The sequence below is a fragment of the Streptomyces sp. BE303 genome, assembly GCF_036290945.1.
Classification (GTDB): Bacteria; Actinomycetota; Actinomycetes; order Streptomycetales; family Streptomycetaceae; genus Kitasatospora.
This window is the reverse complement of sequence record NZ_JAQYWZ010000708.1, coordinates 111,974-135,582: the sequence shown is the minus strand read 5'-3', so window position 1 is coordinate 135,582 and position 23,609 is coordinate 111,974. Positions and strand designations below refer to the sequence as shown.

Below are 23,609 nucleotides of genomic sequence, written 5' to 3'. Positions count from 1 at the left end.
CCGGGTGTGCCGGTTCGGACGCAACGGTTCCCCCGGCGTTCATCCCCAGTTGTAGGATGACCGGGCAAGCAGTTGTAGGATGACCGATGACCGGCTCCCCCAGGGCAGCCGCAGACCGGGGAGGAACCGCCGTGACCAGTGCGAACAGCAGCAACGACACGCTGCAGACCGCCGGACGGCGCTCCCTCGTGGACACCGCGATCGAGCAGCTGCGCGAGCAGCTGAGCTCCGGTGTCTGGCCGGTCGGGTCGCAGATCCCGACCGAACACGAACTCGCCGAGCGGCTGGGCGTCGGACGGAACACCGTCCGGGAGGCGATCCGGGTGCTGGCGCACGCGGGCATGCTGGTCTCCCGTCAGGGCGAGGGCACCTTCGTGCGCTCCACCAGTGACCCGGCGTCCGTCCTGCGCGGCGTCCAGCGCTCCGGCGTCCGCGACGTCCTGGAGGTCCGGGCCGCGCTGGAGGCCGAGGGCGCCCGGCTGGCCGCGCTGCGGCACACCCCCGAGGACATCGTCCGGATGCGGGCCGCGCTGGCCCGTGAGGTCGAGGTGATCGCGGCGCACCCCGAGCGGGCCGGCCGCGAGGCGACCGTCGAGCACGACCTGGAGTTCCACACCGCCGTCGTCGAGGCCGCGCACAACCCGGCGCTGGCCGAGGTGTACCGCTACTTCGGCGCCTCGGTGCGCGAGTCGATGCGGACGGCGTTCGGCGACCACGAGATGCCCGAGGTGGTCGTCGCCACCCACGAGGCGCTGGTGGACGCGATCGAGAGCGGTGACCCGGACCGTGCCGAAGCGGCCTGTCGCGCGCTGCTCGCCGAGCCGACCGCGGCCGTCGGGCAGCTCCTCGCCGCCATCGCGGCCCGGAAGTAAGCGGCCCCGAGCCCCTCCGCGCCCGCCCCTTCCGCCCTCCGTGTTCCCGCCCCTCGGCATCCCGCCCTTCGGCGTTCCCGGAACCGTTTCCCGAAAGAGCAGCACGCCCCATGGCCGTCACCCGTGCCCAGCAGCCGGTGGTCACCACCTCCTCCGCGCTCCCCGTCCGCAGCCGGCTGGCCCACCCCGCGCTGCTGCTGACCGGCATCCTGCTGGTCGCCCTGAACATGCGCGCCTGCCTGGCGGCGGTGTCCCCGATGGTCGGGGAGATCCAGCGCACCTTCGGGCTGTCCGCCACCGCGAGCGGTCTGATCACCACCGTGCCGGTGCTCTTCCAGGGCGTCGGCGCGCCGCTCACCCCCCGGCTGACCCGGCGGTTCGGCACCGAGCGGGTGGTGCTGGGCGCGGTGCTCGTGCTCGGCGCGGGCGTGCTGCTGCGGGTGCTGCCCTCGGTGTCCGCGCTGTACGCCGGGTGCGTGGTGATCGGCGTGGCCATCGCCGTGCTGAACGTCTCCATGCCCGGCCTGGTCAAGCGCGAGTTCCCGGGCAGGGCCGCCGCGATGACCGGCGTCTACTCGACCACCATGCTGGTCGGCGCGACGCTCGCGGCCGGTACGTCGGTGCCGTTGGAGCACGTGCTCGGAGGCGGGTGGCAGGCCTCGCTCGGCGCCTGGTCGCTGCTCGCCCTGGTCGCCGCGGTGGCCTGGCTGCCGCAGGTGCTGCGGGCGCGGGCCGGCCGGACGGCCGCCGCCCCGACGGGTCCCTCGGCGGTGACGGCGACCGCGAGGGCGACCGCGACGGCTGCGACCGGCCCGGCTTCGGCGAACCGGCCGATCGAGGGAATCTGGCGCTCGCCGCTGGCCTGGCAGATCAGCCTCTTCATGGGCATCTCGTCGCTGCTGGTCTACACCCTGGTCGCCTGGATGCCGACCATCCTGGCCGACCAGGGGATGGACCGCGGCGAGGCCGGCCTGGTCTTCGCCTACTCCAACCTGGTGCAGGTGGTCGGCGCCTTCCTCGTCCCGCTGATGGCCGGCCGGATGACCAGCCAGCGGGCGCTCGCCCTCGTGATGGCCGTGCTGAACGGGGTCGGCATCGCCGTCCTGCTGATCGCGCCGGTGCCGGGCGCGTGGGTGGCGGCCACCATCCTGGGCGTCGCCCAGGGCGGTTCGCTCGGCCTCGGGCTCGCCTTCATCGTGCTGCGGACCGACAGTGTCGCCGGAGCCGCCCAGCTGGGCGGGATGTCGCAGGCGATCGGCTACCTGGTCGCCGCGGCCGGTCCGGTCGGTGCCGGCGCCCTGCGCCAGCTGACCGGCGGCTGGACCGTGCCGCTGGCGCTGATGCTGGTGCTGGTCACCGTGGTCGCCGCCGCCGGCTGGGGCGCCGGACGCAACCGCACGCTCTGAGGCGACCGCACGGTCCGCGACGGCGGCCGCACGAGGGTCGGCCCCGGCAGCAGCTGCCGGGGCCGACCCCGTCCTCGCTCCGCTTCCGTCGCTCCGCCCGGCCCGGGGCCCGGCGTGCGTCGCCCTCCCGGGGCTACTCCTCGCTCGCCAGGGTCAGCCCGGCCAGCCGCACCGAGGCGAACACCGCCGCCGCCACGGTGGCCACCAGCAGCAGCGGCACGGCCACGCCGAGCGCCACGTCCGCGGTGATCGCGCCCTCCTCGGCCACCGCCTTGGCCACCGACAGCCCCCACTGCTGGACGCTGAGCGTCCGGGCGCCCTCGACGAAGTTGCCGATCAGCGACTCCCAGACCAGCGCGTACGCCAGGCCGGCCACCACCGCGTGCCGGGTGACCACGCCGAGCAGCAGGAACAGCGAGCTGTACGCGGCCCCGGCCACCAGCGTGGCCACGGTGTAGCCGACCGCCAGGCCGTCCCGGGTGCCGTACAGCAGCAGCCCGGCGAGCAGCGTCGGGACGGCCGCGAAGACCCAGGTGGTACCGATCGCCACCACCAGCTTGGTGGTGATGATCTTCCAGCGGGGCAGCGGCTTCGCCAGCAGGTAGACGATCGAACCGTCGTCGATCTCGGTGGCGATGGCGCCGGTGCCGACGACCAGGCCGAGGATCGGCAGCAGGGTGCCGAGGCCGAGCTGGCCGAGGATCTTGACGGTCAGGTCGTGCTTGTCCCCGCTGGCGCCGGCGGCGATCGCCGAGACGAGCAGCAGCAGGGCGGGGACCACCAGCAGCAGCAAGCCGCGGCGGCGGCCCAGCAGGCCGCGCAGCGTCAGCCTGGCGACGGTCGGGTTCATGGTGGGTCGGCCTTCCTGGGGTCCGTGTGGGTCCGGTTCGGCGTGCGGTTCCGGTTCACGCGTCCGGATCCGGCTGCGGAGCCGGGTGCGGCTGTGCGTGCGGCTCCGGGCCGGTACGCCGGGGGCTAGGCGGAGACGAGGTACGAGAAGACGCTCTCCAGCGACTCGTCCGCGGGCGCCACGGTGTACAGCCGGATGCCCGCCTGCTGGGCGACCTTCGGCAACAGGGTGGTGAACCCCTGGAAGTTCACCGCCTGGATGCGCAGCGCCTTCTCCTGGAGGTCGAGCTCGATGCCGGCCGTCGACGGGTCGGCGATGAGCGCCGACGCCAACCGGCGGTCGTCGCTGGAGCGGACCAGGTAGCGGTGCGGGCGGTCGGTCATCAGCCGGCGGATCTTCCGGAAGTCGCCGGAGGCGGCGTGCCGCCCGGCCACGACGACCTCGATGTGCCGGGCCAGCTGCTCGACCTCCTCCAGGATGTGCGAGGAGAACAGCACCGTGCGGCCGTCCGCCCCGAACCGGCGCAGCAGCTCCATCAGCTGGAGCCGCTGCCGCGGGTCCATCCCGTTGAACGGTTCGTCGAGCAGCAGCACGGCGGGGTCGTGGACCAGGGCCGACGCCATCTTGACGCGCTGTTTCATGCCCTTGGAGTAGGTGCCGGTCTTCCGCTCCTGCGCGTACTCCATCTCGACCAGGGCCAGCGCCTTGCGGGCGGCGGCACCCGGGTGGGGGAGTCCGTGCAGTTCGGCGTTGGCGAGCACGAACTCCCAACCGGTGAGGTAGTCGTACATCGACTCCCGCTCGGGGACGAGCCCGATCTGGCGGTACACCTGCTGGTTGCGCCAGATCGGCGCGCCGTCCAGGGTGACCGCCCCGGTGGAGGGAGCGAGGAATCCGCTCATCATGTGGATGAGGGTCGACTTCCCGGCACCGTTGGGACCGAGCAGACCCGTGACACCGGGACCGATCGCCATGCTGACGTCGTTGACGGCGACCACGTTCCCGAACCAGCGGGAAACCTTGTCGATGGTGATGGTGGCCATGGCGCCCTCTCAGATACTCGGTTGATCAGATGCCGCGGTAGCGGCGCAGCAGCAGCCGGTACGAACCCGCGACCATCACGGCGGCGACGGCGGCGAAGACGACCACACCCAGCCCGCCCGGCGCGTGCAGCCGCTCGGGACCGCTGCCGAGGTCGAACACCTGGTTGGTCAGGCTCTCCACGAGCGCTCCCGGCGAGAGCAGCGCGGCCCACTGCGCGGAGTCCGAGGCCCCTCCGTCGGCGGTGGTGCCGCTGATCCCGATCACGATCGCGACGACCACCGTGCTCACCGCCAGGTAGCCCATGATCGCGGCCACCCCGAAGCCGCGCCGCGGCGTGGCGGCGGCGATGACCACCGCGATCGAGGTCGGCACCAGCGCGTACAGGACCGCCGCGGTCAAGCCGTACAGGAAGTGCTCGGTCTCGTGGCCGAAGCTCAGCCCGCTCAGCAGCGCACCGACGTACAGCACCAGCAACGGCACCAGCATCAGGAGCAGTTGGGCGCAGACCATCGCGGCGTACTTGGCCCGGACGTAGTCGGCGCGGGTGATCGGGCGGGAGAAGTACAGCGGCACGGTGTGGTGCCGGAGGTCCCGCGAGAACAGCACCGGCGCCTGCGAGGCGAGGAAGATCGAGACGACCAGCCCGACCGCGCTCAGGTACTCCGCGTAGTCCATCGACAGCTTGTCCTGCCTGGCCACGACGGTGATCACGACGATCATCACGGCGGGCACGGCGGCCGCGCCCAGCACGAGCATCGGCAGCACCTTGGACTTGCCCGACCGCCCGAGGCCGTACGCGGCGCGCAGGCTCTGGGTGAACAGCGAGCGCGTGGCGTACGCCCGGCCCAGCCGGGGGCCTGCGTAGCCCCGGTAGCCGATGTCGTGGATGACTCCGGTGTCGGTCGGCCTGGTGTCAGGAGACAGCGACATCTGCGGTACCCCCCTCGTTCTGCCGGCGGTCGCCGCCGGCCGGTGCCCTGTCCGCGACGCCGTCCGCATCGCCGTCGGCGCCACTGCCCGCACCGCCGTCCGTGAACAGCTCGGCCACCCGGTGGCGGCGCTGCTCCAGCCGGACCAGCCCCAGGCCGAGGCCCGCGACCGCGTCCCGGATGGTGTCGTACGTGTCGTCGCCGGCCAGCCGGACCAACAGGATCCGCGACCCCTCCGTCTCCACCGCAAGCCCGGCCGCGGCCAGCCGCGCGCGCACGGCGGCGCTCGCGTCCAGCCCCGCGTCCTGCGGGTGGTCGGTCACCTCGACCGCCAGGGTGGCCGTCGCACCGGTGAAGGAGGCCGTCGACGAGGACCGCAGCAGCTTGCCGCCGTCGATGATCACCAGGTGGTCGCAGGTCCGCTCCAGCTCACCCAGCAGGTGGGTGGTGACCAGCACCGAGATGCCGAAGTCGGTGTGCACGCGGCGGATCAGCGCCAGCATGTCGTCCCGGCCGACCGGGTCCAGCCCGTTGGTGGGCTCGTCCAGCAGCACCAGCTTCGGGTCGTGCACCAGCGCCTGCGCCAGCTTGACCCGCTGCTTCATGCCCGTCGAGTACCCGCCCATCGGCCGGTAGCGCTCCTCGTACAGCCCGACGTGCCGCAGCGTGTCCGCCGTCCGCTCGCGCGCCGCGGCGGCGGGCAGCCCCGCCATCCGCGCCATGTGCACCACGAACTCGGTGGCCGACACGTCCGGCGGTAGGCAGTCGTGCTCCGGCATGTAGCCGACCTGCTCGCGGATCTCCGAGCCCTGGGTGGCGATGTCGAGACCGAGCACCTGCCCGGTCCCCGAGGTCGCCGGGGCCAGCCCGAGCAGGATCTTGATGAGTGTGGACTTGCCCGCCCCGTTCGCCCCCACCAGACCGACCACCCCGGGCTCAACCTCTACGGTGAGCTGATCGAGGGCGGTGACCCGGGGGAACCTCTTGGTGAGGCCGTCCGTCTTGATGACAGTGGACACGTGGCCCAACGTAGTGCGCACCCGCCACCGGGGCCATGAGCTCCGATGACGAGCCTGTCTGCTGCTGCGGTATGACACCCGGGCCGTCGTCCCCTAGGGGATCCGCGCGGACCCCGCCCGCGGAGCCACCGGCCGGCTCCCCCGGCGCGCGGGATCGGCCGGTGGCCGTCGGGTCCTGCGGACGCGCGGTCAGCCCAGCTGGGCGAGGCCCTCGGTGGCGATCCGCTCGAACACCGCCGGGTCGTTGTCGAAGATCGAGTCCGGCACCGGCCAGTGGATCACCAGCTCGGTGATCCCCAGCTCCCTGTACCTGCCCGCCCAGTCGACGAAGGCGTCCACCGAGGCCAGCGGCTTCTCCGCCGTGGACCCCTGGAGCAGCACCTTCTCCAGCTCACCGGCGTCCCGCCCGGCCGCCTCGCAGGCCGCCCGGAGCTTCTCGACCTGCGCGGCGATCACGCCCGGCGCCTGCTCCACCGGCACGTCCGCCGGCCCGCGCGGGTCCCCGTACGTCACCCAGCCCTGCCCGTACTCCGCCGCCAGCCTCAGCCCGCGCGGTCCGGTCGCCGCCACGTAGAACGGCACCCGCGGCGTCTGCACGCAGCCGGGGATGTTCCGCGCCTCGACCGCCGAGTAGTACGTACCCTCGCGGGTCGTGGCATCGGTGCGCAGCAGCTCGTCCAGCAGCGGCAGGAACTCCCCGAACCGGTCCGCCCGCTCCCGCGGCGACCACGCCTCCTGGCCGGTCGCCGTCGCGTCGAAGCCGGTCCCGCCGGCCCCGATCCCCACGGTCAGCCGCCCGCCCGAGACGTCGTCGACCGTGATCAGCTCCTTCGCCAGCGTCACCGGATGCCGGAAGTTCGGCGAGGTGACCAGCGTGCCGAGGCGGATCCGCTCGGTCGCCGTGGCCGCCGCCGTCAGTGTCGGCACCGCCCCGAACCACGGCTCGTCCCGGAACGACCGCCACGACAGGTGGTCGTAGGTGTACGCGGCATGGAACCCGAGGTCCTCGGCCCGCCGCCAGATCTTCTGTCCTTCGGCCCACCGGTGGATGGGCAGGATCACCGTGCTCAAGCGCATGGCAACGACCCTACGGCCCGATGCACCGCCCACGCGGGCGCATATCGCAGCATGCTCTCTTTGTGGCTGCCACCACACATATCACCGTCACCCTCCCGACAGAACAGGTGAACGAGCTGAGAAGGCTCACCGACAACGTCTCCGGGTACGTCGCGGAGGCAGTCGCCCGCCAGATTCGCCACCAACTGCTCGCGGACGACCTCCGCCGCTACCAGGTCGACCAGGGCGCCTTCACCGACGAGGAGCTGTCCGAAGCGCACGCCAGGATCTTCGGCTCCGCAGGGTCGACGGGCTCGGCGAGCGCCGCGTGACCGAACGCTTCGAGACGGTCGTGCTGGACTCCGGGGGACTGTCCTCGTGGATCACCCAGGACCGCGGCGTGTTGGCGATGCTTCAGGTCTTCCACACCATGGGAGCCGACTTCGTGGTCGGCGCGAACACGATCGTCGAAGTCACGCACGCCCGGGTGAACGAAGCCCGGCTGAACCGGACGCTCTCCCGGGTCAAGGTCGAGGCGGTCACCGATCAGACCGCACGGGCCTCGGCCAGGCTGCTGAAGCAGGCCGGACTGCACGGACACGAGTACGCGATCGACGCGACCGTGACAGAGATGGCGCTGCGGCAACCGGGGCCGGTAGCCATGCTCACCTCCGACGTCGACGACACGGCCAGGCTCTGCGGCCCCCGCGTGCGACTCATCGCCATCTGAGGCCGGGCGGGACTTCGGACCCTCCCGACGGGTTCTCCCGCAGTTCAGGCCGTGGCGGGTGAGAAAGGCTGCGGGCCGGATGCTCCGCCGCACTCACACATCATGTACTACACTTCTGCTATGGACACGCCTCGCCCCGGCAAGACCCGAGTCACCAGCGTCTCCCTGCAAGCCGAGACCTTGGAGGCGATTCGCGCGCGCGCCGGCAAGCAGGGCGTCTCCTCCTACATCGAGGAGGCTGTGCAGCGGCAGCTCCAGCGCGAGGCCATCGACGAGTTCATCGCAGCCTCCGAGGCCGAGCACGGTCCGGTCGACGCGGCCGACGTGGCGGCCAAGGCCGAACGCATCCGCGCGCACCATGCCGCTCACCGCGCAGACACCGCCCCGGCGGACGCCGCGTGAGTGGCACCCTCGTGCTCGACAGCGAGGCACTGTCCAAGCTCTCCCGCCGGCAGCGCGACATGACCGCTTGGCTGGACGTCGCGCGAACGCTGGACCTCCTGGTCGTGACGAGCGCGGCCGCACTGGTCGAAGCACGCGACCCCAAGGTGCCCCAGGCGGCGTTCGACCACGCCGTGTCCCTGGCCAAGGTGCGGCCGGTCACGGAAGAGATCGCACGGGCGGCGAGCAAGCTGCTCGCGTCCGAGGGTCTGCACGGCCACAAGTGCGCCATCGACGCGATGCTGGCAGCGACCGCGCACCTCGAACACGGCGATGTGACGATCGTGACCAGTGACCCCGAGGACCTGCGTCGACTGTGTCGCCGCCGCATCGCGATCGAGCCGATCTGACGTCTTCGCACCCGGTCGTTCGACTCCGACCGTGCGAGGCCGGACGCCGGTCTCGATGTGCCATCACCTCATGGCGCCGACATCGCCCTTGGGGACTTGACTCGGCCTACCGATGGCGCGGTCTCACGAGCTCTGTGACCGAAGCGCCGACCGGGCGGCCATCTGCCCTCCGGCCCACCGGTGGACGGGGAGGATAGCGCTACTCAAGCGCATGAGATGACGATACGCGCGCGGATCGGCGCACTTTCGGACTGCGCGCGAGATCGCCCGGGCAGATCGGCTAGCGTGCCGCCATGGGCACGTTGAGCAGGCGAGAACTCGCCGCACTGGTCGACGAGGCGACGGCCGACACCTACGACGAGCACGAGCAGGTAGTCGGAACCTCAAGACCGGGAGGGCTCGCATGACTGCTGTCGTACGGAGTGAGGACGAGGCGTCGTTGCGAGGTCTGATCGAGCGAAGTTCCGAACTCAAGGGCGACCTCGTCGTCTTCGCCCAGAGCGCGCGCTTCGACCGGTGGTTGAACCCCCTCCTACTGGAGGCGGCGGGCCCCGAAGGGCAGTTGGACGAGGGCGCGGCGATCCGGATCATCGACCACTTCATCCTCCGGTACCGCTTGCCGGGCGATTCGACCGTGGTGGACCGGTTCGTCGCCGCACGGCGGGACTTGACCGAGGCCGACCGGGCGATGCTGCTCGGCTGGCGTGACCCGGTCGAGGGCGTCTTCGAGGTCCGGTGCAAGGACGGGGACGCCGTCGTCCTGCTGAACCTGGTCGACGACCTGGAGTACCGCACGTACTCGAACGTCGGGCGGGCGGCGTTCCGGGGAGTGTCGAAGGGCGGATTCCTCCTCGCGTGCGTGGTGCCCGTCCACTCGGCAGACGGGACGTGGCTGATCTCCGGGGCGATGTCGTACTACCCCAGGTCCAGCGCCGCCGACATCGCCCGGGCCGCCCTGCAGTTGGCGACCGGCCACCCCGAACTGGTCTTCCGCAACCCCGAGAAGATCGAGCAGGGATGGGCGTCGATGCGGGAGGACCGGGCCGCGTTCATCTCGTTCTGCGGCAGCGACGAGCTGGTCCTTCCGCCGGCCGAGGTCGAAGAACGTCTCGACGCCTACTACCGGCACCGCCAGGAGGCCGCCGTCGCCGAGCGGCCCGAGCGGGCCCGGGGCAGGCGGTTGCCGGGAATCGATCTGCCGGCCTTCTCACTGCCGCGAGCCCTCGCGGACTCGGACACGGTCGGCGTCATCTACGACGAGGTCGACGGACTCAATTTCTACGCCGACTACGGGATGCTGCGGAGCCTCTTCGGCGACCCGGCCCGCGCGGGTCGCCGTCAGTACCAGGACGTGCTGCGCGCCTACCTGCGCGAGGAGTCGATCGCGCCGCTGCCGATCCGCCGCTTGGCCGCTGCCCACCCGGAGACGGTCGACGCGGTGTTCCGGAAGCTGCTGCGAAAGCCCGGGTTCACCTGGAGCGAGCACGGTGAGGACCTGTTGCGCCGACGCAAGCCCTGGTACTACGAACGGGAGCCCCGTCCTGGCGTCTCAGTGATCGGCGAGCGCCTCGGCGAGCTCGCCGCCGGCACCGGACGGCAGAGGTTCACCAGGGCGCGGCGCCCCTCGACGCCCTCGTCGGGGTGAAATGCCGGCGAGCCCGATGCCAGTGCGACGTGAGGTGGTCGCCACCGCCGAGTCGGGCCTGCGGGGTCAGGGGTGGGGGCGCTGGGCGGGGAGGCGGACGGGGGTGGTCGGGGTGCCGCGGCGGGCGAGGTCGGTGAGGGTCTCGAAGAGGATGTCGCCGATCAGGACCGGTTCGCGGGACGGCGACGGGTCCTCCTCGGGAGTGGTCGGTGGGCGCTCGTCTCGAAGCTGGCGAGTTGGCATGGCTCTTCCTGCCGACGGGGTGGCCGAGGAGAGTCCTGCCCGGTCAGCGGGGGCGGGACACCCCGGGAACAGGCGAATCGGCCGGAACTGGCGCAGCGGGGACCGAAACGTGGCCGCGCCGCGCGTGCTTACGGGGGCCGAATACCGGCCGGGGGTATTCTCGGACGCGTGACGGCAGACGGTGGGCGGGCGCGGGTGCGGGCGGGGGTGCGGCACGGGGCCGTGGCCCGGTCGCTGCTGTTCTGCGCGCTGCTCGCCGGGCTGTTCCTGATGCACGGCTCGCCGACGGCGGCCGGGGGCTGCCACGCGCCGGCCGTGCCCTCGGTGCCGGCGGTCGCCGGGCACCACCACGCGCCGGACGCGCCCGACGGGCCGCCCGGGAGCGACCCCCGGGCGGCCGGGCCGCGAACGGCTCACGGGGACGCGCCGCAGGCGGCGTCCTGCGTCACCGCCCGCGACCGGGACGGCGCCGGGCTGCCCGCCGCCCCGCTGTCGGCCGGGGCGGCCGTCGTGCTGATCGCGCTGCGCCCGCCGGACGGGCCGCGCGGGCGGCGGGCCGACGGTCCGCGTGCTCCGCCCGCCGGACGGCGGCTGCTCTCCCAGGTGTGCGTCTCCCGGACCTGACCGGGCCCGCGCCGGGCTCCCCGTCGACGGGGCCCGGGCGCGCCGCGTCCTGCCCGCACACACCGGAAGACACCTCGAACGATGACTCACCACTCCCGCCCGCACGCCCACCCCCGCGCACGCGCCCTGGCGCTCGCCGCAGGCGCCGCCGCCCTGGCGGTCACGCTGACCGCCTGCGGCTCCGCCGCGACGAGCGGGACCGACCACGGCGGGGCGGCGCACGGCACCACCACGGCCGCCGCCCCCACCGCCGGTACCACCACCACGGCCGCCGCCCCCACCGGCGCCCACCAGGGCCACGGCGTGCCCGCCGTGCCGGAGCCGGCCGCCTCCTCCACCCCCACGACGGCCGCCCCGTCCGCCGAGCGGAACGGCTACCGCCTCACCTCCGACACCGGGACGCTCGCTGCGGGGACCCCCGCCGCGTACCGGTTCGCCGTCACCGCGCCGGACGGCACCCGGCTCACCGCCTACCGGACCGAGCAGACCGAGCGGATGCACTTCTACGCCGTCCGGTCGGACCTGACCGGCTTCCAGCACCTCCACCCCGAGATGGCCGCCGACGGCACCTGGACCGCCCCGCTGGCCGCGCTCACCCCCGGCACCTGGCGGACGTACGCCTCGTTCGTCCCGGACAGCGGCCCCGGCAGCGGCAGCGGCCTGGTGCTCAGCCGGACGGTGACCGTCCCCGGCGAGGGCGCCGACGCCGCCGCCGGGCTGCCCGCCGCGACCGGCACCACGACGGTGGACGGGTACACCGTCACGGTCGAGGGCTCCCCGGTCGCGGGCAGGGCGGGCGAGCTGGAGGTGACCTTCGCCAGGGACGGCGCCCCGGTCACCGACCTCCAGCCGTACCTGGAGACCTTCGCCCACCTGACCGCGTTCCGCGCCGGTGACCAGGCCTTCGCCCACCTCCACCCGGAGACGAGGGCGGAGGCGAACGGCACCGGCGGCCCGACGCTGACGTTCCACGCCGAGATGCCGGCCGCCGGGGACTGGCGGCTCTTCCTGCAGTTCCGGACCGGCGGGCAGCTGCACACCGCCGGCCTGACCCTCACCGTGGCGTAGCACCACCGCGGCACCGCACGGCACCACGGCGCCACGGCGCCACGACAGCACGGCGCCACCCACCGCACGGCCGGACACCCGGACGCCGGGAGGTCACCGCGACGAGGGCCACATCAGCCCCCGCGCCGGTGACCTCCCGGCACCGGTGGGCGAAGATGGACCGGTGACCACACCGCGCACCGCTCCCCGGCTGATAGCCACCGACCTGGACGGCACCCTGCTCTGCTCGGGCGGAACCGTCACCGAGCGCACCGCCGCCGCCCTGGCAGCCGCGGAGGCGGCCGGGGTCCAGGTGGTGTTCGTGACCGGCCGCCCGCCGCGCTGGATGAAGCAGGTGAGCACGCACATCGGCGGCCACGGGGTGGCGATCTGCTCGAACGGCGGCGCGGTGGTGGACGTGCGGCGCGGCGAGCTGCTGGAGTCGTTCCCGCTGGCGGCCGAGGCCGCGCTCGCCGTGGTCGAGCGGCTGCGCAAGAAGCTCCCGGGCACCGCGTTCGCCTTCGAGTACCCGGCCGGGTTCGCCCGCGAGCCCGGGTACGAGGTCCGGATGTGGGGCCAGGACGAGAACCACCCGATCGGTCCGGCGGAGGAGCTGCTGGGCACGGGCGGGGCGGTGCAGGGGCTGTTCAAGCTGCTCGCCAAGCACCCGGACCTGGACCCGGACAAGCTGCTCGGCGAGGCCCGGGAGGCGGCCGGCCACCTGGCCGAGATCACCCGCTCGGCGCCGATCCCGCTGCTGGAGATCAGTGCGCCCGGCGTCACCAAGGCCAGCACGCTGGCTCGTTGGTGCGCGGCGCGCGGGATCGACCGGAGCGAGGTGGTGGCTTTCGGCGACATGCCGAACGACCTGGAGATGCTCGCCTGGGCCGGCACCGCGTACGCCGTGGCCAACGCCCATCCGCAGGTGCTGGCGGCGGTGCCGCTGCACACCGTGAGCAACGAGCAGGACGGTGTGGCGGCGGTGCTGGAGCAGCTGCTCGACCACCCCCGACGCTGACCCCGGCCCGACCGCCCCCACCGCCGGCCCCGGCCACCGTCACCGTCACCGGTCCACCGGCCCCGGTCCGCCGAGCGGTCGTCCGGGCCCCCGAACGACCGCACCGGCCGGCGGAGGGGGCCCGCCGGCCGGTGCACGAGCGACTCCCGCAGGAAGCCCCCCGCAGGGGACTTCCGCAGGGCTCCGGGGGACTACCCGAAGCGCCCGTTGACGTAGTCCGAGGTCCGCTGGTCGCGCGGGTTCTGGAACACCTGCTCGGTCGGACCGGCCTCCACGATCCGGCCGGGCGTGTCGTGGGTGGCCAGGAAGAACGCGCAGGACTGCGAAACCCGCTGCGCCTGCTGCATGTTGTGGGTGACGATCACGATGGTGAGCCGCCCGCGCAGCTCCGCGATGGTCTCCTCGACGCGCCGGGTGGAGGTCGGGTCGAGCGCCGAGCACGGCTCGTCCATCAGCAGGATGTCCGGCGAGACGGCCAGCGACCGTGCGATGCAGAGGCGCTGCTGCTGTCCGCCGGAGAGCGAACCGCCGGGGGTGTGCAGCCGGCTGGCGACCTCGTCCCAGAGGCCGGCCCGGCGCAGGCTCGTCTCCACCAGGTGCTCGCGCTCGTCCCTGGCGACCTTGATGCCGGCCAGCTTCAGCCCGCTGGAGACGTTGTCCTGGATGGACATCGCCGGGAACGGGTTCGGCCGCTGGAACACCATGCCGATCCGGCGGCGGACCTCGGTCGGGCGCCGGCCGGGCCGGTAGACGTCGTCGCCGTCCAGCAGCACCTCGCCGGAGAGCGCGGCGCCGCGGATCATCTCGTGCATCCGGTTGAGGATGCGCAGGTAGGTGGACTTGCCGCAGCCGGACGGGCCGATCAGCGCGGTCACCTCACCGGCCGGCATGGCGAGCGAGACCCGCTCCAGCACCTTGTGGGAGCCGAACCAGGCGGAGACGTCACGGGTCTCCAGCCCGGCCAGCACGGGCTCCTCGCCGTGGGTCTCGTAGTGCGCGTCCTGCGGGTACAGCAGCTGCTGCCCCTCGTACCCGGCGTACGCGCCGGGGCCGGGCGGGACGGCGGGAAGGGTGATCGTGGTCTCGGACGGTCCGGCCCCCGTGGCCTGGCCGGGCGGTACGTCGGTCATCGGTGCATCCGTCATCGGTACGGTCCTCCGGGCGCGCGTCAGTAGAGGTTGGGCAGCAGGGCGGCGGCGTTCTCGTAGACCGCCCAGAGCAGCGCGCCGACCACCGGCGCGAGGCTGAGGTAGGCCGCCGAGCGGTGCCAGTACCGGGCCAGCACGATCGCGGCGACCACCGCGCCGAGCAGGCCGAGCGTCCACAGCTGCAGCGTGGCCAGCGCGCCCTTGTCGGCGGCCAGCGCCTTGTCGTAGGGCACGGTGCGGGGCCGGCCGCCCGGGTTGGCCTGCGGCTCGCCGTCCAGCCGGGCGCCGATCATCACCGTCGATCGCGGGATCCAGTCGGAGTCCCCGGTGACCAGCACCATCCGGTTGCGGGCCGGGTCCGCGATCGGGTGGTCCTCGTCGCCGTACACGTTGACGGTGTAGGTGAACTTGCCCTGCCCGGTGGTGGCTTCGATCTTGTCCCCGACCCGGAGCTTGGTCAGTTCGGCGAACGGCGCCCCGAAGGTCGCGCCGCGGCCGAAGAGCACCGCGACGCCGGTCTGCCCGGGCAGCGCGGTGTCCCGCCGGTGGCCGGGACCGCGCATGAGGTCCCGGCCGGTGGTGCCCTCCACCACGACCACGTGGTGCAGCCCGATCGCCGGGATGTCCAGCAGCGCGACCGGATCGCCGCTCCCGGCCGCGCCGGTCGGGGCGGTGGCCTTGGCCAGCTGGTCCCGGAAGGACTTGTAGGCGGTCGACTGGAAGTGCTTCTCCTGGACGTGCGAGAGGGTGAAGAGGTAGCCGACGAAGCCCAGGGTGAGCGCCGCCAGCAGGCTCACCGCCCAGGCCCCCTGGAGGAACCGGATCCGCCCTGCGGTCCGCCCGGGGCCGGACGGCCCGTCCGGCCCGTCCGGCTTGGGCGCGGTCCCGGGGGTGTCCGGCTCGACGGCCGGGGCCGGCGCGGGCTGCGCCGGGGCCGTCGGCTTCTCCAGCGCCGGGGCCGTCATGACCGGCCGCCGTTGTTCGCGCGACGGCGCAGCAGGCGCCGTCCGAGCAGCGGCGGGACGATGACCACGGCGAGCAGTTCGAGCGCGGTGAGGGTGCTCAGCGTCCAGTCCTCGGGGCGGCCGCCGACCTCCACGACGTTGGCCGCGACCTCGGTGGCGGCACCGCCGCGGCCGCGCGCGACCACCTGACCGGTCTGCGGGTCGACGACGTCCTCGGCCGCGGCCTCGCCGTCGGCCGGAGCGCCGTTCGGGTCGGCGGCCGCGGCGGGATCGCCGGGCGCGACCTCGCCCGTGCCGCCGGTGGCCGCCGCACCGCCGGTGGCCGCGGCGCCGCCGGCTGCCGCACCGCCCGCTGCCGCACCGCCCGCGCCGGTGGAGCCGGGTGTCTGGGTGTTGCCGGTCTTGCCGGTGCCGGCCTTGTTGCCGGTGGTCCCGGTGGAGCCGGTGGCCGCCGCGCCGCCGCCGGTCGCCGCCGCGCCGCCCGAGGCGGCGGTGCCACCCGCTGCCGCGCCGCCGCCGGTGGCCGCGGCCCCGCCGGAGCTGCCGCCCGAGCTGCCGGCGCCGCCCGTCGACGGCTTGCCGTCCACGATCTTGCAGTCCAGCGGCTGGCCCTTGGCGTCACAGGCGCTGGGCTGCGGGGCGCTGTCCAGGATGGTCAGCCGGCCGGCGGCGTTGAAGGTCGGGTTGTTGCAGTTGGAGAGGGTGTTGGGGTCGACCGGGCTGGCGTTGCCGGGGATGTGCTGGGCCTGGAGCAGTCCGCCGCGGACCAGGCCGCGCGGGATGGGCGAGTAGCCGAGGTCGTCGGCCTCGCCCTGGCCCTGGCAGAGCACGTAGGAGAGGAACTTGCTCAGTGCGCCGCCCTTGTCGTTGCTGAAACGCGGGAGCGCCTTGAGGGAGTTGGCCCGCGGCACCACCAGGTAGCTGTAGCTGGAGAGCGGGTAGGAGCGGGCGTCCGAGTTGGTGTAGACCTCGTCCAGGTTCTGCTGGAGGTAGTTCGGGTCGTCCGGCGAGGTGTTGTCGTCGACACCGCGGATCTTCGCGGCGGTGAGCGCGATGGCGACGTTGGGGGCGGTCGGCAGGACGTAGTAGCCGGCCGGGTTGAGGACCTTCACCACCGGCCAGTCGCTGCGCTTGGCGAACGCGTACTCGTCGTAGCCGATGGTGCCGTCGCCCGAGCTGGCCTTGATGTAGCCGGCCACCGTGTCCGAGCCGTTCTGGGCCGTCATCCGGCCGGACGGCGGGAAGAACTCGGTGAACTCACCGCAGGAGACCTTGTTGACGGACTTGCAGTACTCCTCCCACTGGGCGGGGAAGGTGTGGCTCATCCACCGGGTGAACTGGGCCGTCGCGCCGGAGCCGTCCGAACGGATCACCGGGGTGATCGGCAGGTTGGGCAGCGTCCGGCCGTAGTCGGCGGTGACCTTCGGGTCGTTCCAGTTGGTGATCTTGCTGGTGAAGATGTCCATGATGGTCTGGGGCGAGAGCCGCAGGTCGCGGACCTGCTTGCCACCGATCTTCAGGTTGTACATCAGCGCCGTGCCACCGGCGGTGATCGGGACGTAGGAGTAGCCGTACACCGGGTTCTCCACGCCGCCGCCGCCGCTGCGCAGGACCTCCTCGCTCGCACCGGTGTCGATCTTGGTGCGGAACGGCACGTCGGAGGCGGTGAAGTCGTTCTGGCCGATGGACCACTCCTGGCGGCCGCGGGCCGAGCCGACGGCGCTGAAGTCGATCTGGATGCCCTGGGGCCCGACGTCCTGGCGCCACTGGTCGATCGCCGGGTACGCCCAGCTGGAGCCGCTGGCGGTCAGCGCGACGGCCGCGTGCGCCGGGGTGGCCTGCCCCAGCAGCAGCGAACCGGCCGCGAGCAGGGTGGACATCAGCACGGCCAACGGGCGTGCCAGGGGGCGGCGTTCGGCCTCCCGCGACATGGGAACTCCTCCGGTACTGAGGGTGGTCGATCGGAACATCAGTGCTCCACGGTGGCGACGACGGGACCGCCGAGGTGGGCGGGGGTGGGCTGCTCCGGCCGGGGGGCCCGAGCGGGTTGGGCGGCGCGGGCGAGCTTGCGCTTCTGGCGCCGGCTCATCTCTCCGGGGCCGCGACCGCCGAGCAGACGCGCGGTGACGAAGAGGATCATCACCACCGCCATCAGGGTCAGACCGGCGGCGAAGGCGCGCGCGGTCATCTCGGGGACCGGCAGCTTGACGTAGCTCCAGATGTAGAGCGGCAGCGAGATCTGCTGCCCCTCCAGGGGGTTGGCGTTGAGGCGCGAGGTGAAACCGGCCGTCAGCAGGACCGGCGAGGTCTCGCCCACCGCGCGCGCCATGCCCAGCACGACGGCGGTCACCAGACCGCGCCGCGCGGTCGGCAGCACGACGTTCCAGACGGTCCGCCACTGGCTGCCGCCGAGCGCGTACGAGGCCTCCCGCAGGGTGCCCGGCACCAGGCGGATGACGACCTCGGCGGCCCGGGTGACGATCGGCATCATCATCACCATCAGCGCCAGGGAGGCCGCGAAACCGCTCTTCTCGAACCCGAAGGTGAGGATGACGACGCCCAGGATGAAGAGGCCCGCGACGATCGACGGCAGCGCCGTCATCGCCTCCACCAGCGTCCGGACCGGACGGGCCAGCCGGCCGCCGATCTCCGACATGAAGACGGCTGCGGCGATGCCCAGCGGGACGGCGAACAGCGTGGCCAGGCCGAGCTGTTCGAGCGACCCGACGACCGCGTGGAGTGCGCCGCCGGAGGTGATCGGGGAGAGCGAGGCCGTGCTCACCATCGTCTCGGTGAAGAAGTTGCTGTGCTGGGCCGCCTCGAACCCCTTCGAGGCGACGTAGCCGATCTGGTCGGCGATCAGCCCGACGACGAACAGGCCGGAGCTCCAGGCGACCACGGCCACCAGTCGCTCACGGACCAGGAGCGGGCCCCACTGCATCCGGCCGAGGAGGAAGTAGCCGACGAGGAAGAGCACGTACCAGCAGAACAGGAAGCCCAGGGCGCCGCTGAACGGGAGCACCCGCTCGTACAGCACCCAGTCCAGTCCCAGCGCGCCGACCAGCGCGCCGGCGATCGTGAAGAAGTCGTCGCGGGTGGTCCCGCCGAGCTTCAGTTTCCGCTCCGGACGCGGGTCCTTCCGGTTCGGTTCGGCGTGCGGCTCGTCCGGCAGGGGCGTCGCGGGTGCCACGGCGGGCGGCCTGTCGAGGGTGGTCATCGGTGCGTCCCTTCACGGCGGAGCGGAAGCGGTCGGCGGGCCCGGCGGCGGGTGCTCCGGCCCGCCCCGGGGTCCTGGTCGGCCGCGGCGCCCTTTCGGGGCGGCCGCCCCCGGTCGGTCGTGCTTCTCTGGTCGGCCACGGCTCAGTCCACCGTCGCCGAGCCGGAACGGGAGCGCGAGATCACGAAGCTCGCCGCCACGTTGACCAGCAGGGTGATCCCGAACAGGACCAGGCCGGCCAGCATCAGCGCGGAGAGGGCCAGCCTGTCCGACTCGCCGAACCGCAGCGCGATCAGCGCGGAGATCGAGTTGCCGCCGTTCTCCAGCACGTGGGTCATGGTCTTGAAGCTCGGCGAGATGATCAGCGCGACGGCGATGGTCTCGCCCATCGCGCGGCCGAAGCCGAGCATCACGGCCCCGATCACACCCCCGCGCCCGAACGGCAGGACCACCGTGCGCACCATCCCCCAGCGGGTGGAGCCGAGCGCGTACGCGCCCTCGCGTTCGCCCTGCGGGGCCTGCGAGAACACCTCACGGCTGAGCGAGATGATGATCGGAATGATCATCAGGGAGACCACCACGCCCGCGACGAAGGTCGACGAGGTGTAGGAGGTGGCGATGTCTCCGGTGCGCACCTTGAGGAAGGGGATCACGTCACCGAGGTGGTTGGAGGCCCAGCGCGCGAGCCCGATGATCTGCGGCTGGAGGAAGAACAGCCCCCAGAGCCCGTAGACGATGCTGGGGATCGCCGCCATCAGGTCGACCAGTGAGATCAGCGTCGCGCGCAGCCGCACCGGTGCGTACTCGGAGATGAAGACCGCCGTGGTGATGGCGACCGGAACGGCGATCGCCAGCGCGATCACGGCGATCAGGATGCCGTTCGGCAGAACGGCCGCGATGCCGAAGTTACCGGCCTGGGTCTGCCACTTCTGCTCCGTGAAGAAGTCGAAACCGACCACGCGCAGGGCATCGGCGCCGCGCAGGATCAGGAAGAACGCGATCAGCCCCATGATCACGAAGACCGAGAGGCCCGCGGTCCGCAGCATGCCGCGGAACACCCGGTCGCCGGGCGTGGCGGGGGCGGTGATGGTGCGGGGTACGTCGGGGTCGGGCTGGCGTGGAGCCTCGGCGAACGGTGCCGCGGGCTCGGCGGCGGCTGTCATGGTCTGCTCTCCGGCGCACTCGGTGGGAACTGCTCGGTCCAGGGATCACGGTGGTCGGGGGAGGACGCCGGGCGCGATTCCCCGGGGAAGGGCGCCCGGCGACGGGAAGCGGACTCGGCGGGGCCGGGACGGCGGCCCCGCCGAGTCCTCACCGACCGGGCGGCGTCAGGGGCTGCGGCGGATCCGCGCCCAGACCCCGCGGGTGGCGGCGGTCAGCCGCGCACCGGCCGGGGTACCGCCCAGAACGAGCGCCGCCGGGCCGCCGACCAGCAGCACCAGGCCGGCGATCAGGGCGATCGGCAGCAGCAGCCGGGCACTGCCCGAGCGGTCCGCCGACGGCGAACCGGCCGCCACCGGCGCCGCCGCGAGCGGCCCGCCGTTCTGGCTCGGTGCGGCGCTCGGCGCCGGCTTGGCGGCGGCCGGTGCGGTCGCCGCCGGAGCGGGCGCGCCGCCCGCCGTTGCGCCGGAACCGCCGGTGGCCGAGCCGCCGACGCCTCCCGACGTGCCGGAGCTCCCCGACGTGCCGGAGCCGCCGGACGTGCCCGAGGTGCCGGACGTGCCCGACGAACCGGAGGACGAGGCGCTGCCGTCGGTCACCGGCGTACCCGTCGTCCCGGTACTGCCCGTCGTGCCGGTGCCCCCGGTCGTGCCGGTGCCGCCCGTGCCCGAACTGCCGCCGGTCGTGGCACCACCGGTCGACGTGCCGCCGGTCGTCCCGGCCCCGCCGTCCGTGCCACCGGTCCCGGAGGGGTTCTCCCCGCCGCCCGGTGTGGTCGGCGGCTTCTGGTTGCCCGGCCACTTGCCGTCCTGCGCGGTCACGTGCTGGACCGCGTCCTGGGCCTGCGCCCGCTGCTCCTTGGTCAGCGCGAGGAAGCCCTCGGGCAGCCGGCCCGGCTCGACGCCGTACAGCTGGCCGGTGTCGGTGACGGTCTTGAGGAACGTCCCGATCGCCGCCGCCTTCTCCGCCGGCACACCGCCGGTCGGCACCATCGCGTACTGCACCGTGGTCAGCGGGTACGCCCGCTGGTCACGGGCGTAGGCGCTGTCCGTGGCGCCGTAGGGCAGCAGCTGCGTCCCGGTCGCGGGGTCCACCGGCATGTCCGCGACGGCGGACTGCAGGGTGTCCCGGGACGGCGAGACGAAGGCACCGGCCGCGTTCTTGAGCGAGGCCTCGGGGATCGCGTAGGCCTTCGCCTGGGCGCTGTCCAGGATCGCGAACAGCATCCGCTCGCCGATCACCTGCGGGTAGAACGACGGGTGGTTGCCCTGGGCGTCCGGGTTGGCCTGCTTGGCCGTCACTTGGCCCTGCTGGATGAACCGCAGCACCTGGTTGAGGCTGGTCTGCAGCGGGTTCCACTCGAACTGCTTCCAGTGCTTCACGTGGTCCGGCAGCGGCGTGCCTCCGGGCGTCTCCACCCCGCCGCTGTCGTCCTCCCGGACCAGCTGGTCGGTCGGGTAGCCGCCGAACTCGGGCCGCATGTAGCGCGTGTTGACCCGGGTGCCCCAGGGGTCCTGCTCGCCCTCCAGGAACCGCGCCGCCTCCGGGTCGCTCGCGATCCACGAGGTCAGCTGGTAGGTCAGGTCGGTCGAGGTGCCCAGCACGATCGGCAGGGACTTCTCCGGGCCGCCGCCGCACTCGGGCCAGGCGAGGCCGCTCGTCGGGGGCAGCGGGTTCAGCGAGCGGAACTCCTCGTCGGCGAAGATGCAGTTCGGGTTGTTGCCGACCGTGGGCATCTCGATCCCGGGGGCCCGGTAGCTCTGGGTCAGCAGCTTCGCGACCAGCCGGGCGTTGAGCTTCATGTCCCGGATCTGCCGACCGGTCGGCGAGTCGACCAGGAAGGCCACCGAGATCCCGGTCGTCGCCAGCGGCGCGTAGACGTACGGCCGCGTCGGCGGATCCCGGTCAGGGAGCGCGGTGAGGCCGACGTCGCGGGTCCCCCGCAGGAACGACTGCCGGGCCTGCGGCTCGCCGCCGCCGGAGGAGTACTGGACGGTCAGCGGGGTCTTGCCGAGGCACAGCCCCGTGATCCACTGCTGCATGGCGCGGTTGAGCATCTCAAGGCCGGACACCACGAAGTCGTTGGCCCGGACGCCGCAGTCCTCGGGAGTGGCGTTGAAGGTGAGCGGGATGACGACCCGGTTGGCCCACGCGCACTGCTCGTTGCCGTTCATCCCCGTGAACGGGTTCTCGTACCCGGTCATGATCACGTCGGTGGCCGTGTAGAAGATCGCCCCGTCGTTGTCGATCATGTGGTCGGCGCAGTCCGGCTGGCCGTTCCGCATCCCGTAGAGGTCCAGCGGATCGCCGCCGTAGTTGGCCTCGACCACGATCGAGCAGGGGTGGGCGGCGTCGCAGCCGAGCGAGGGGCTCAACCGCGAGGACCGCACCTCGATCGGCGCCGTACCGGAGCCGTCCGCCCCGGTGACCGCGATCGCCATGTTGCTCGGCAGGTCGGGGGCGGTGGTGCCCTGGGGGGGGTACTTCTGCTCGAAGCCGGCCGCCGGGTCGGCACCGAACATGGTGCTGCCGTAGCAGTCCATGACCTTCGGGTCGGTCCCGCGGCACTGGTAGATCCGGACCGGGTACATCACCTGGTCGGAGTTCTGCTGCACGGCCGTGGCCTGTTCCCCGGTCCTCAGCACGCTCGGCGTGAAGCCGCTCCAGGAGACCTGGATCACCTGGTCGGTGAGGCTCTCCGTCTGCGAGACGGTGACGCTCCCGTTGGAACCGTACGTTCCCGTACCCGGCTCCGCGCCCGGTATCCAGACCTTCGGCCCGGTCACCGTCTTCGCCGAGGCCGCCAGGGCCTGCGGGGCGGTGCCGAGCCCGATCGGCACCGTCACCAGGGCACCCACCACGGCGAGGACGAGTGTGAGCGAGGGTAGTCGCCGGCGCCACCGCCCTCTTTCTCTCGGGTCGGGTACGCGGATTCTCATGGCGGGTACCTCCGGGAATCGCGAGCCGCACACGAGGGCGGCACGAGGGAATGGTCGCGTTGAGGGGTGACGGCTCCGGTTGCCTACTATTCGGCCATCCGGACATGGCCGGATCAGGTCGACCGGATGTACGAGAACACAACGCGACGACTCCGTACCGGAGTTGGGAACTCCGCATACGAGCGGGCCCGCGCCGGAGCGCGGGCCCGTCATGGTGCGGCGATCACTGACGGGCCGCGGTTCAGCTGCCCTGAGTGAACGTCAGGGCGAAGGTGCCGACCGACTGCCCGGCCTTGAAGAAGCTGGTCTTGAGCTTGGAGTCCAGGTACTCCGCGCCGGCGGCGTCCAGCTGGAGGTCGGTGGTGTTGAGCGTCTGGACGGCGCCGTTGCGGCCGATCTGGCTGTCGCCGGCCGGGTCCAGCAGGGCGACGGGCGCGGTGCCGCCGACCGGCACGCCGGAGATCTGCCAGGAGTCGACACTGAAGTGGAGCTGCTTGAAGGTGGCGCTCTTGCCGGTGAAGACGTTGATGAAGAGCAGGCCGCCACCGAGGTCGATGTCGCCGTAGTAGCCGGAGAGGTTCGCCGAACCGCCGGTCACCGGGAAGGTGGTGGAGATGCCCGTGGTGCTGTCGTACGACGGGGCGGCGGTCGGCAGCGGGATGACGACGATGCCGTTGAGCGCCTGGTCCTTCAGGAAGGTGGTGCTGGAGTTGACCACCGCGCTGCCGGTGGACGGCGTGCTCGCCGGGGCCGTGTCGGCGACGGCCGCACCACTCATGCCGGTGACGGCGAGGACGACGGCGGTACCAGTGGCGGCGAGACGGGCGCGGGTACGGGACATGCTGGACTCCTAAGGAGAGGTGAAAGGTTGTGCTGGGTGGAGCAGACGACCAGGAGGTCGCCTC

23 protein-coding genes are annotated in these 23,609 nt (G+C 72.7%); 10 read left to right on the top strand and 13 right to left on the bottom strand.

Going from position 1 to position 23,609, the window contains the following annotated elements; translation table 11 throughout:
* Positions 1–131: 131 nt before the first annotated feature.
* On the top strand, positions 132–872 hold the full coding sequence (locus PUR56_RS18080; protein ID WP_329949683.1) for a FadR/GntR family transcriptional regulator: 741 nt from the start codon (positions 132–134) through the stop codon (positions 870–872).
* Positions 873–982: 110 nt separating this feature from the next.
* Complete coding sequence (locus tag PUR56_RS18075) at positions 983–2,278, top strand: CynX/NimT family MFS transporter (RefSeq protein ID WP_329949682.1); 1,296 nt, start codon at positions 983–985, stop codon at positions 2,276–2,278.
* A 133-nt stretch (positions 2,279–2,411) separates the two neighbouring features.
* On the opposite strand, the gene PUR56_RS18070 is transcribed toward PUR56_RS18075, so the two are convergent.
* The 5 genes from PUR56_RS18070 to PUR56_RS18050 form a co-directional block, all read right to left on the bottom strand.
* The gene (locus PUR56_RS18070; protein ID WP_329949681.1) at positions 2,412–3,128 is read right to left on the bottom strand and encodes an ABC transporter permease; all 717 of its coding nucleotides are present in this window, start codon (positions 3,126–3,128) and stop codon (positions 2,412–2,414) included.
* A gap of 125 nt (positions 3,129–3,253) precedes the next feature.
* Positions 3,254–4,171: an ABC transporter ATP-binding protein gene (locus PUR56_RS18065; protein WP_329949680.1), complete on the bottom strand. Its 918-nt coding sequence runs from the start codon at positions 4,169–4,171 to the stop codon at positions 3,254–3,256.
* A 25-nt stretch (positions 4,172–4,196) separates the two neighbouring features.
* Positions 4,197–5,102 carry an ABC-2 transporter permease gene (locus PUR56_RS18060; RefSeq protein ID WP_329949679.1) on the bottom strand — a complete coding sequence of 302 codons (906 nt, stop codon included), beginning with the start codon at positions 5,100–5,102 and terminating at the stop codon, positions 4,197–4,199.
* Complete coding sequence (locus PUR56_RS18055) at positions 5,086–6,120, bottom strand: ABC transporter ATP-binding protein (protein ID WP_329949678.1); 1,035 nt, start codon at positions 6,118–6,120, stop codon at positions 5,086–5,088. The genes PUR56_RS18060 and PUR56_RS18055 overlap by 17 nt, the downstream gene beginning before the upstream one ends.
* Before the next feature lie 189 nt (positions 6,121–6,309).
* Positions 6,310–7,197 (bottom strand): LLM class flavin-dependent oxidoreductase, encoded by an 888-nt coding sequence (locus PUR56_RS18050; RefSeq protein WP_329949677.1) that lies wholly within the window; start codon positions 7,195–7,197, stop codon positions 6,310–6,312.
* A 62-nt stretch (positions 7,198–7,259) separates the two neighbouring features.
* Between PUR56_RS18050 and PUR56_RS18045 the strand changes: the two genes are divergently transcribed.
* The 5 genes from PUR56_RS18045 (at position 7,260) to PUR56_RS18025 (ending at position 10,342) form a co-directional block, all read left to right on the top strand.
* Positions 7,260–7,508: a hypothetical protein gene (locus PUR56_RS18045; protein ID WP_329949676.1), complete on the top strand. Its 249-nt coding sequence runs from the start codon at positions 7,260–7,262 to the stop codon at positions 7,506–7,508.
* Positions 7,505–7,906, top strand: coding sequence for a DNA-binding protein (locus tag PUR56_RS18040; RefSeq protein WP_329949675.1), 402 nt, complete (start codon positions 7,505–7,507; stop codon positions 7,904–7,906). Before PUR56_RS18045 ends, PUR56_RS18040 begins: the two co-directional genes overlap by 4 nt.
* A 120-nt stretch (positions 7,907–8,026) precedes the next feature.
* Complete coding sequence (locus tag PUR56_RS18035; protein ID WP_329949674.1) at positions 8,027–8,308, top strand: hypothetical protein; 282 nt, start codon at positions 8,027–8,029, stop codon at positions 8,306–8,308.
* A complete protein-coding gene (locus tag PUR56_RS18030) occupies positions 8,305–8,697 on the top strand; it encodes a type II toxin-antitoxin system VapC family toxin (protein ID WP_329949673.1) in 393 nt (130 codons plus the stop codon). Before PUR56_RS18035 ends, PUR56_RS18030 begins: the two co-directional genes overlap by 4 nt.
* Positions 8,698–9,100: 403 nt before the next feature.
* Positions 9,101–10,342: a hypothetical protein gene (locus PUR56_RS18025; RefSeq protein WP_329949672.1), complete on the top strand. Its 1,242-nt coding sequence runs from the start codon at positions 9,101–9,103 to the stop codon at positions 10,340–10,342.
* A 66-nt stretch (positions 10,343–10,408) separates the two neighbouring features.
* Here the strand turns inward: PUR56_RS18025 and PUR56_RS18020 are convergent, their stop codons facing one another.
* Complete coding sequence (locus PUR56_RS18020) at positions 10,409–10,585, bottom strand: hypothetical protein (protein WP_329884706.1); 177 nt, start codon at positions 10,583–10,585, stop codon at positions 10,409–10,411.
* 168 nt (positions 10,586–10,753) lie between these two features.
* Here PUR56_RS18020 and PUR56_RS18015 point away from each other — a divergent pair, with 168 nt between their 5' ends.
* The 3 genes from PUR56_RS18015 to PUR56_RS18005 all read left to right on the top strand — a co-directional run bounded on the left by PUR56_RS18015 (position 10,754) and on the right by PUR56_RS18005 (position 13,274).
* Positions 10,754–11,209 (top strand): hypothetical protein, encoded by a 456-nt coding sequence (locus tag PUR56_RS18015; RefSeq protein WP_329949671.1) that lies wholly within the window; start codon positions 10,754–10,756, stop codon positions 11,207–11,209.
* A gap of 81 nt (positions 11,210–11,290) precedes the next feature.
* A complete protein-coding gene (locus PUR56_RS18010; protein ID WP_329949670.1) occupies positions 11,291–12,277 on the top strand; it encodes a hypothetical protein in 987 nt (328 codons plus the stop codon).
* A 163-nt stretch (positions 12,278–12,440) separates the two neighbouring features.
* Positions 12,441–13,274 carry an HAD family hydrolase gene (locus tag PUR56_RS18005; protein WP_329884709.1) on the top strand — a complete coding sequence of 278 codons (834 nt, stop codon included), beginning with the start codon at positions 12,441–12,443 and terminating at the stop codon, positions 13,272–13,274.
* Positions 13,275–13,465: 191 nt separating this feature from the next.
* On the opposite strand, the gene PUR56_RS18000 is transcribed toward PUR56_RS18005, so the two are convergent.
* The 7 genes from PUR56_RS18000 to PUR56_RS17970 form a co-directional block, all read right to left on the bottom strand.
* Entirely contained in the window at positions 13,466–14,242 is a 777-nt protein-coding gene (locus PUR56_RS18000) for a phosphate ABC transporter ATP-binding protein (RefSeq protein WP_329884993.1), read from the bottom strand.
* A 200-nt stretch (positions 14,243–14,442) separates the two neighbouring features.
* Positions 14,443–15,387, bottom strand: a complete 945-nt coding sequence (locus PUR56_RS17995) for a class E sortase (protein WP_329949669.1) — start codon at positions 15,385–15,387, stop codon at positions 14,443–14,445.
* Positions 15,384–17,318, bottom strand: a complete 1,935-nt coding sequence (locus PUR56_RS17990; RefSeq protein WP_329949668.1) for a phosphate ABC transporter substrate-binding protein PstS — start codon at positions 17,316–17,318, stop codon at positions 15,384–15,386. Before PUR56_RS17990 ends, PUR56_RS17995 begins: the two co-directional genes overlap by 4 nt.
* A gap of 38 nt (positions 17,319–17,356) precedes the next feature.
* Positions 17,357–18,604, bottom strand: coding sequence for a phosphate ABC transporter permease PstA (pstA, locus tag PUR56_RS17985; protein WP_329949667.1), 1,248 nt, complete (start codon positions 18,602–18,604; stop codon positions 17,357–17,359).
* Positions 18,605–18,747: 143 nt separating this feature from the next.
* Positions 18,748–19,767 (bottom strand): phosphate ABC transporter permease subunit PstC, encoded by a 1,020-nt coding sequence (gene pstC / locus PUR56_RS17980; protein ID WP_329884713.1) that lies wholly within the window; start codon positions 19,765–19,767, stop codon positions 18,748–18,750.
* Positions 19,768–19,932: 165 nt separating this feature from the next.
* Positions 19,933–22,626, bottom strand: coding sequence for a hypothetical protein (locus tag PUR56_RS17975; RefSeq protein WP_329949666.1), 2,694 nt, complete (start codon positions 22,624–22,626; stop codon positions 19,933–19,935).
* A 319-nt stretch (positions 22,627–22,945) separates the two neighbouring features.
* Positions 22,946–23,545: a hypothetical protein gene (locus PUR56_RS17970; protein WP_329949665.1), complete on the bottom strand. Its 600-nt coding sequence runs from the start codon at positions 23,543–23,545 to the stop codon at positions 22,946–22,948.
* Between the last annotated feature and the right edge of the window lie 64 nt (positions 23,546–23,609).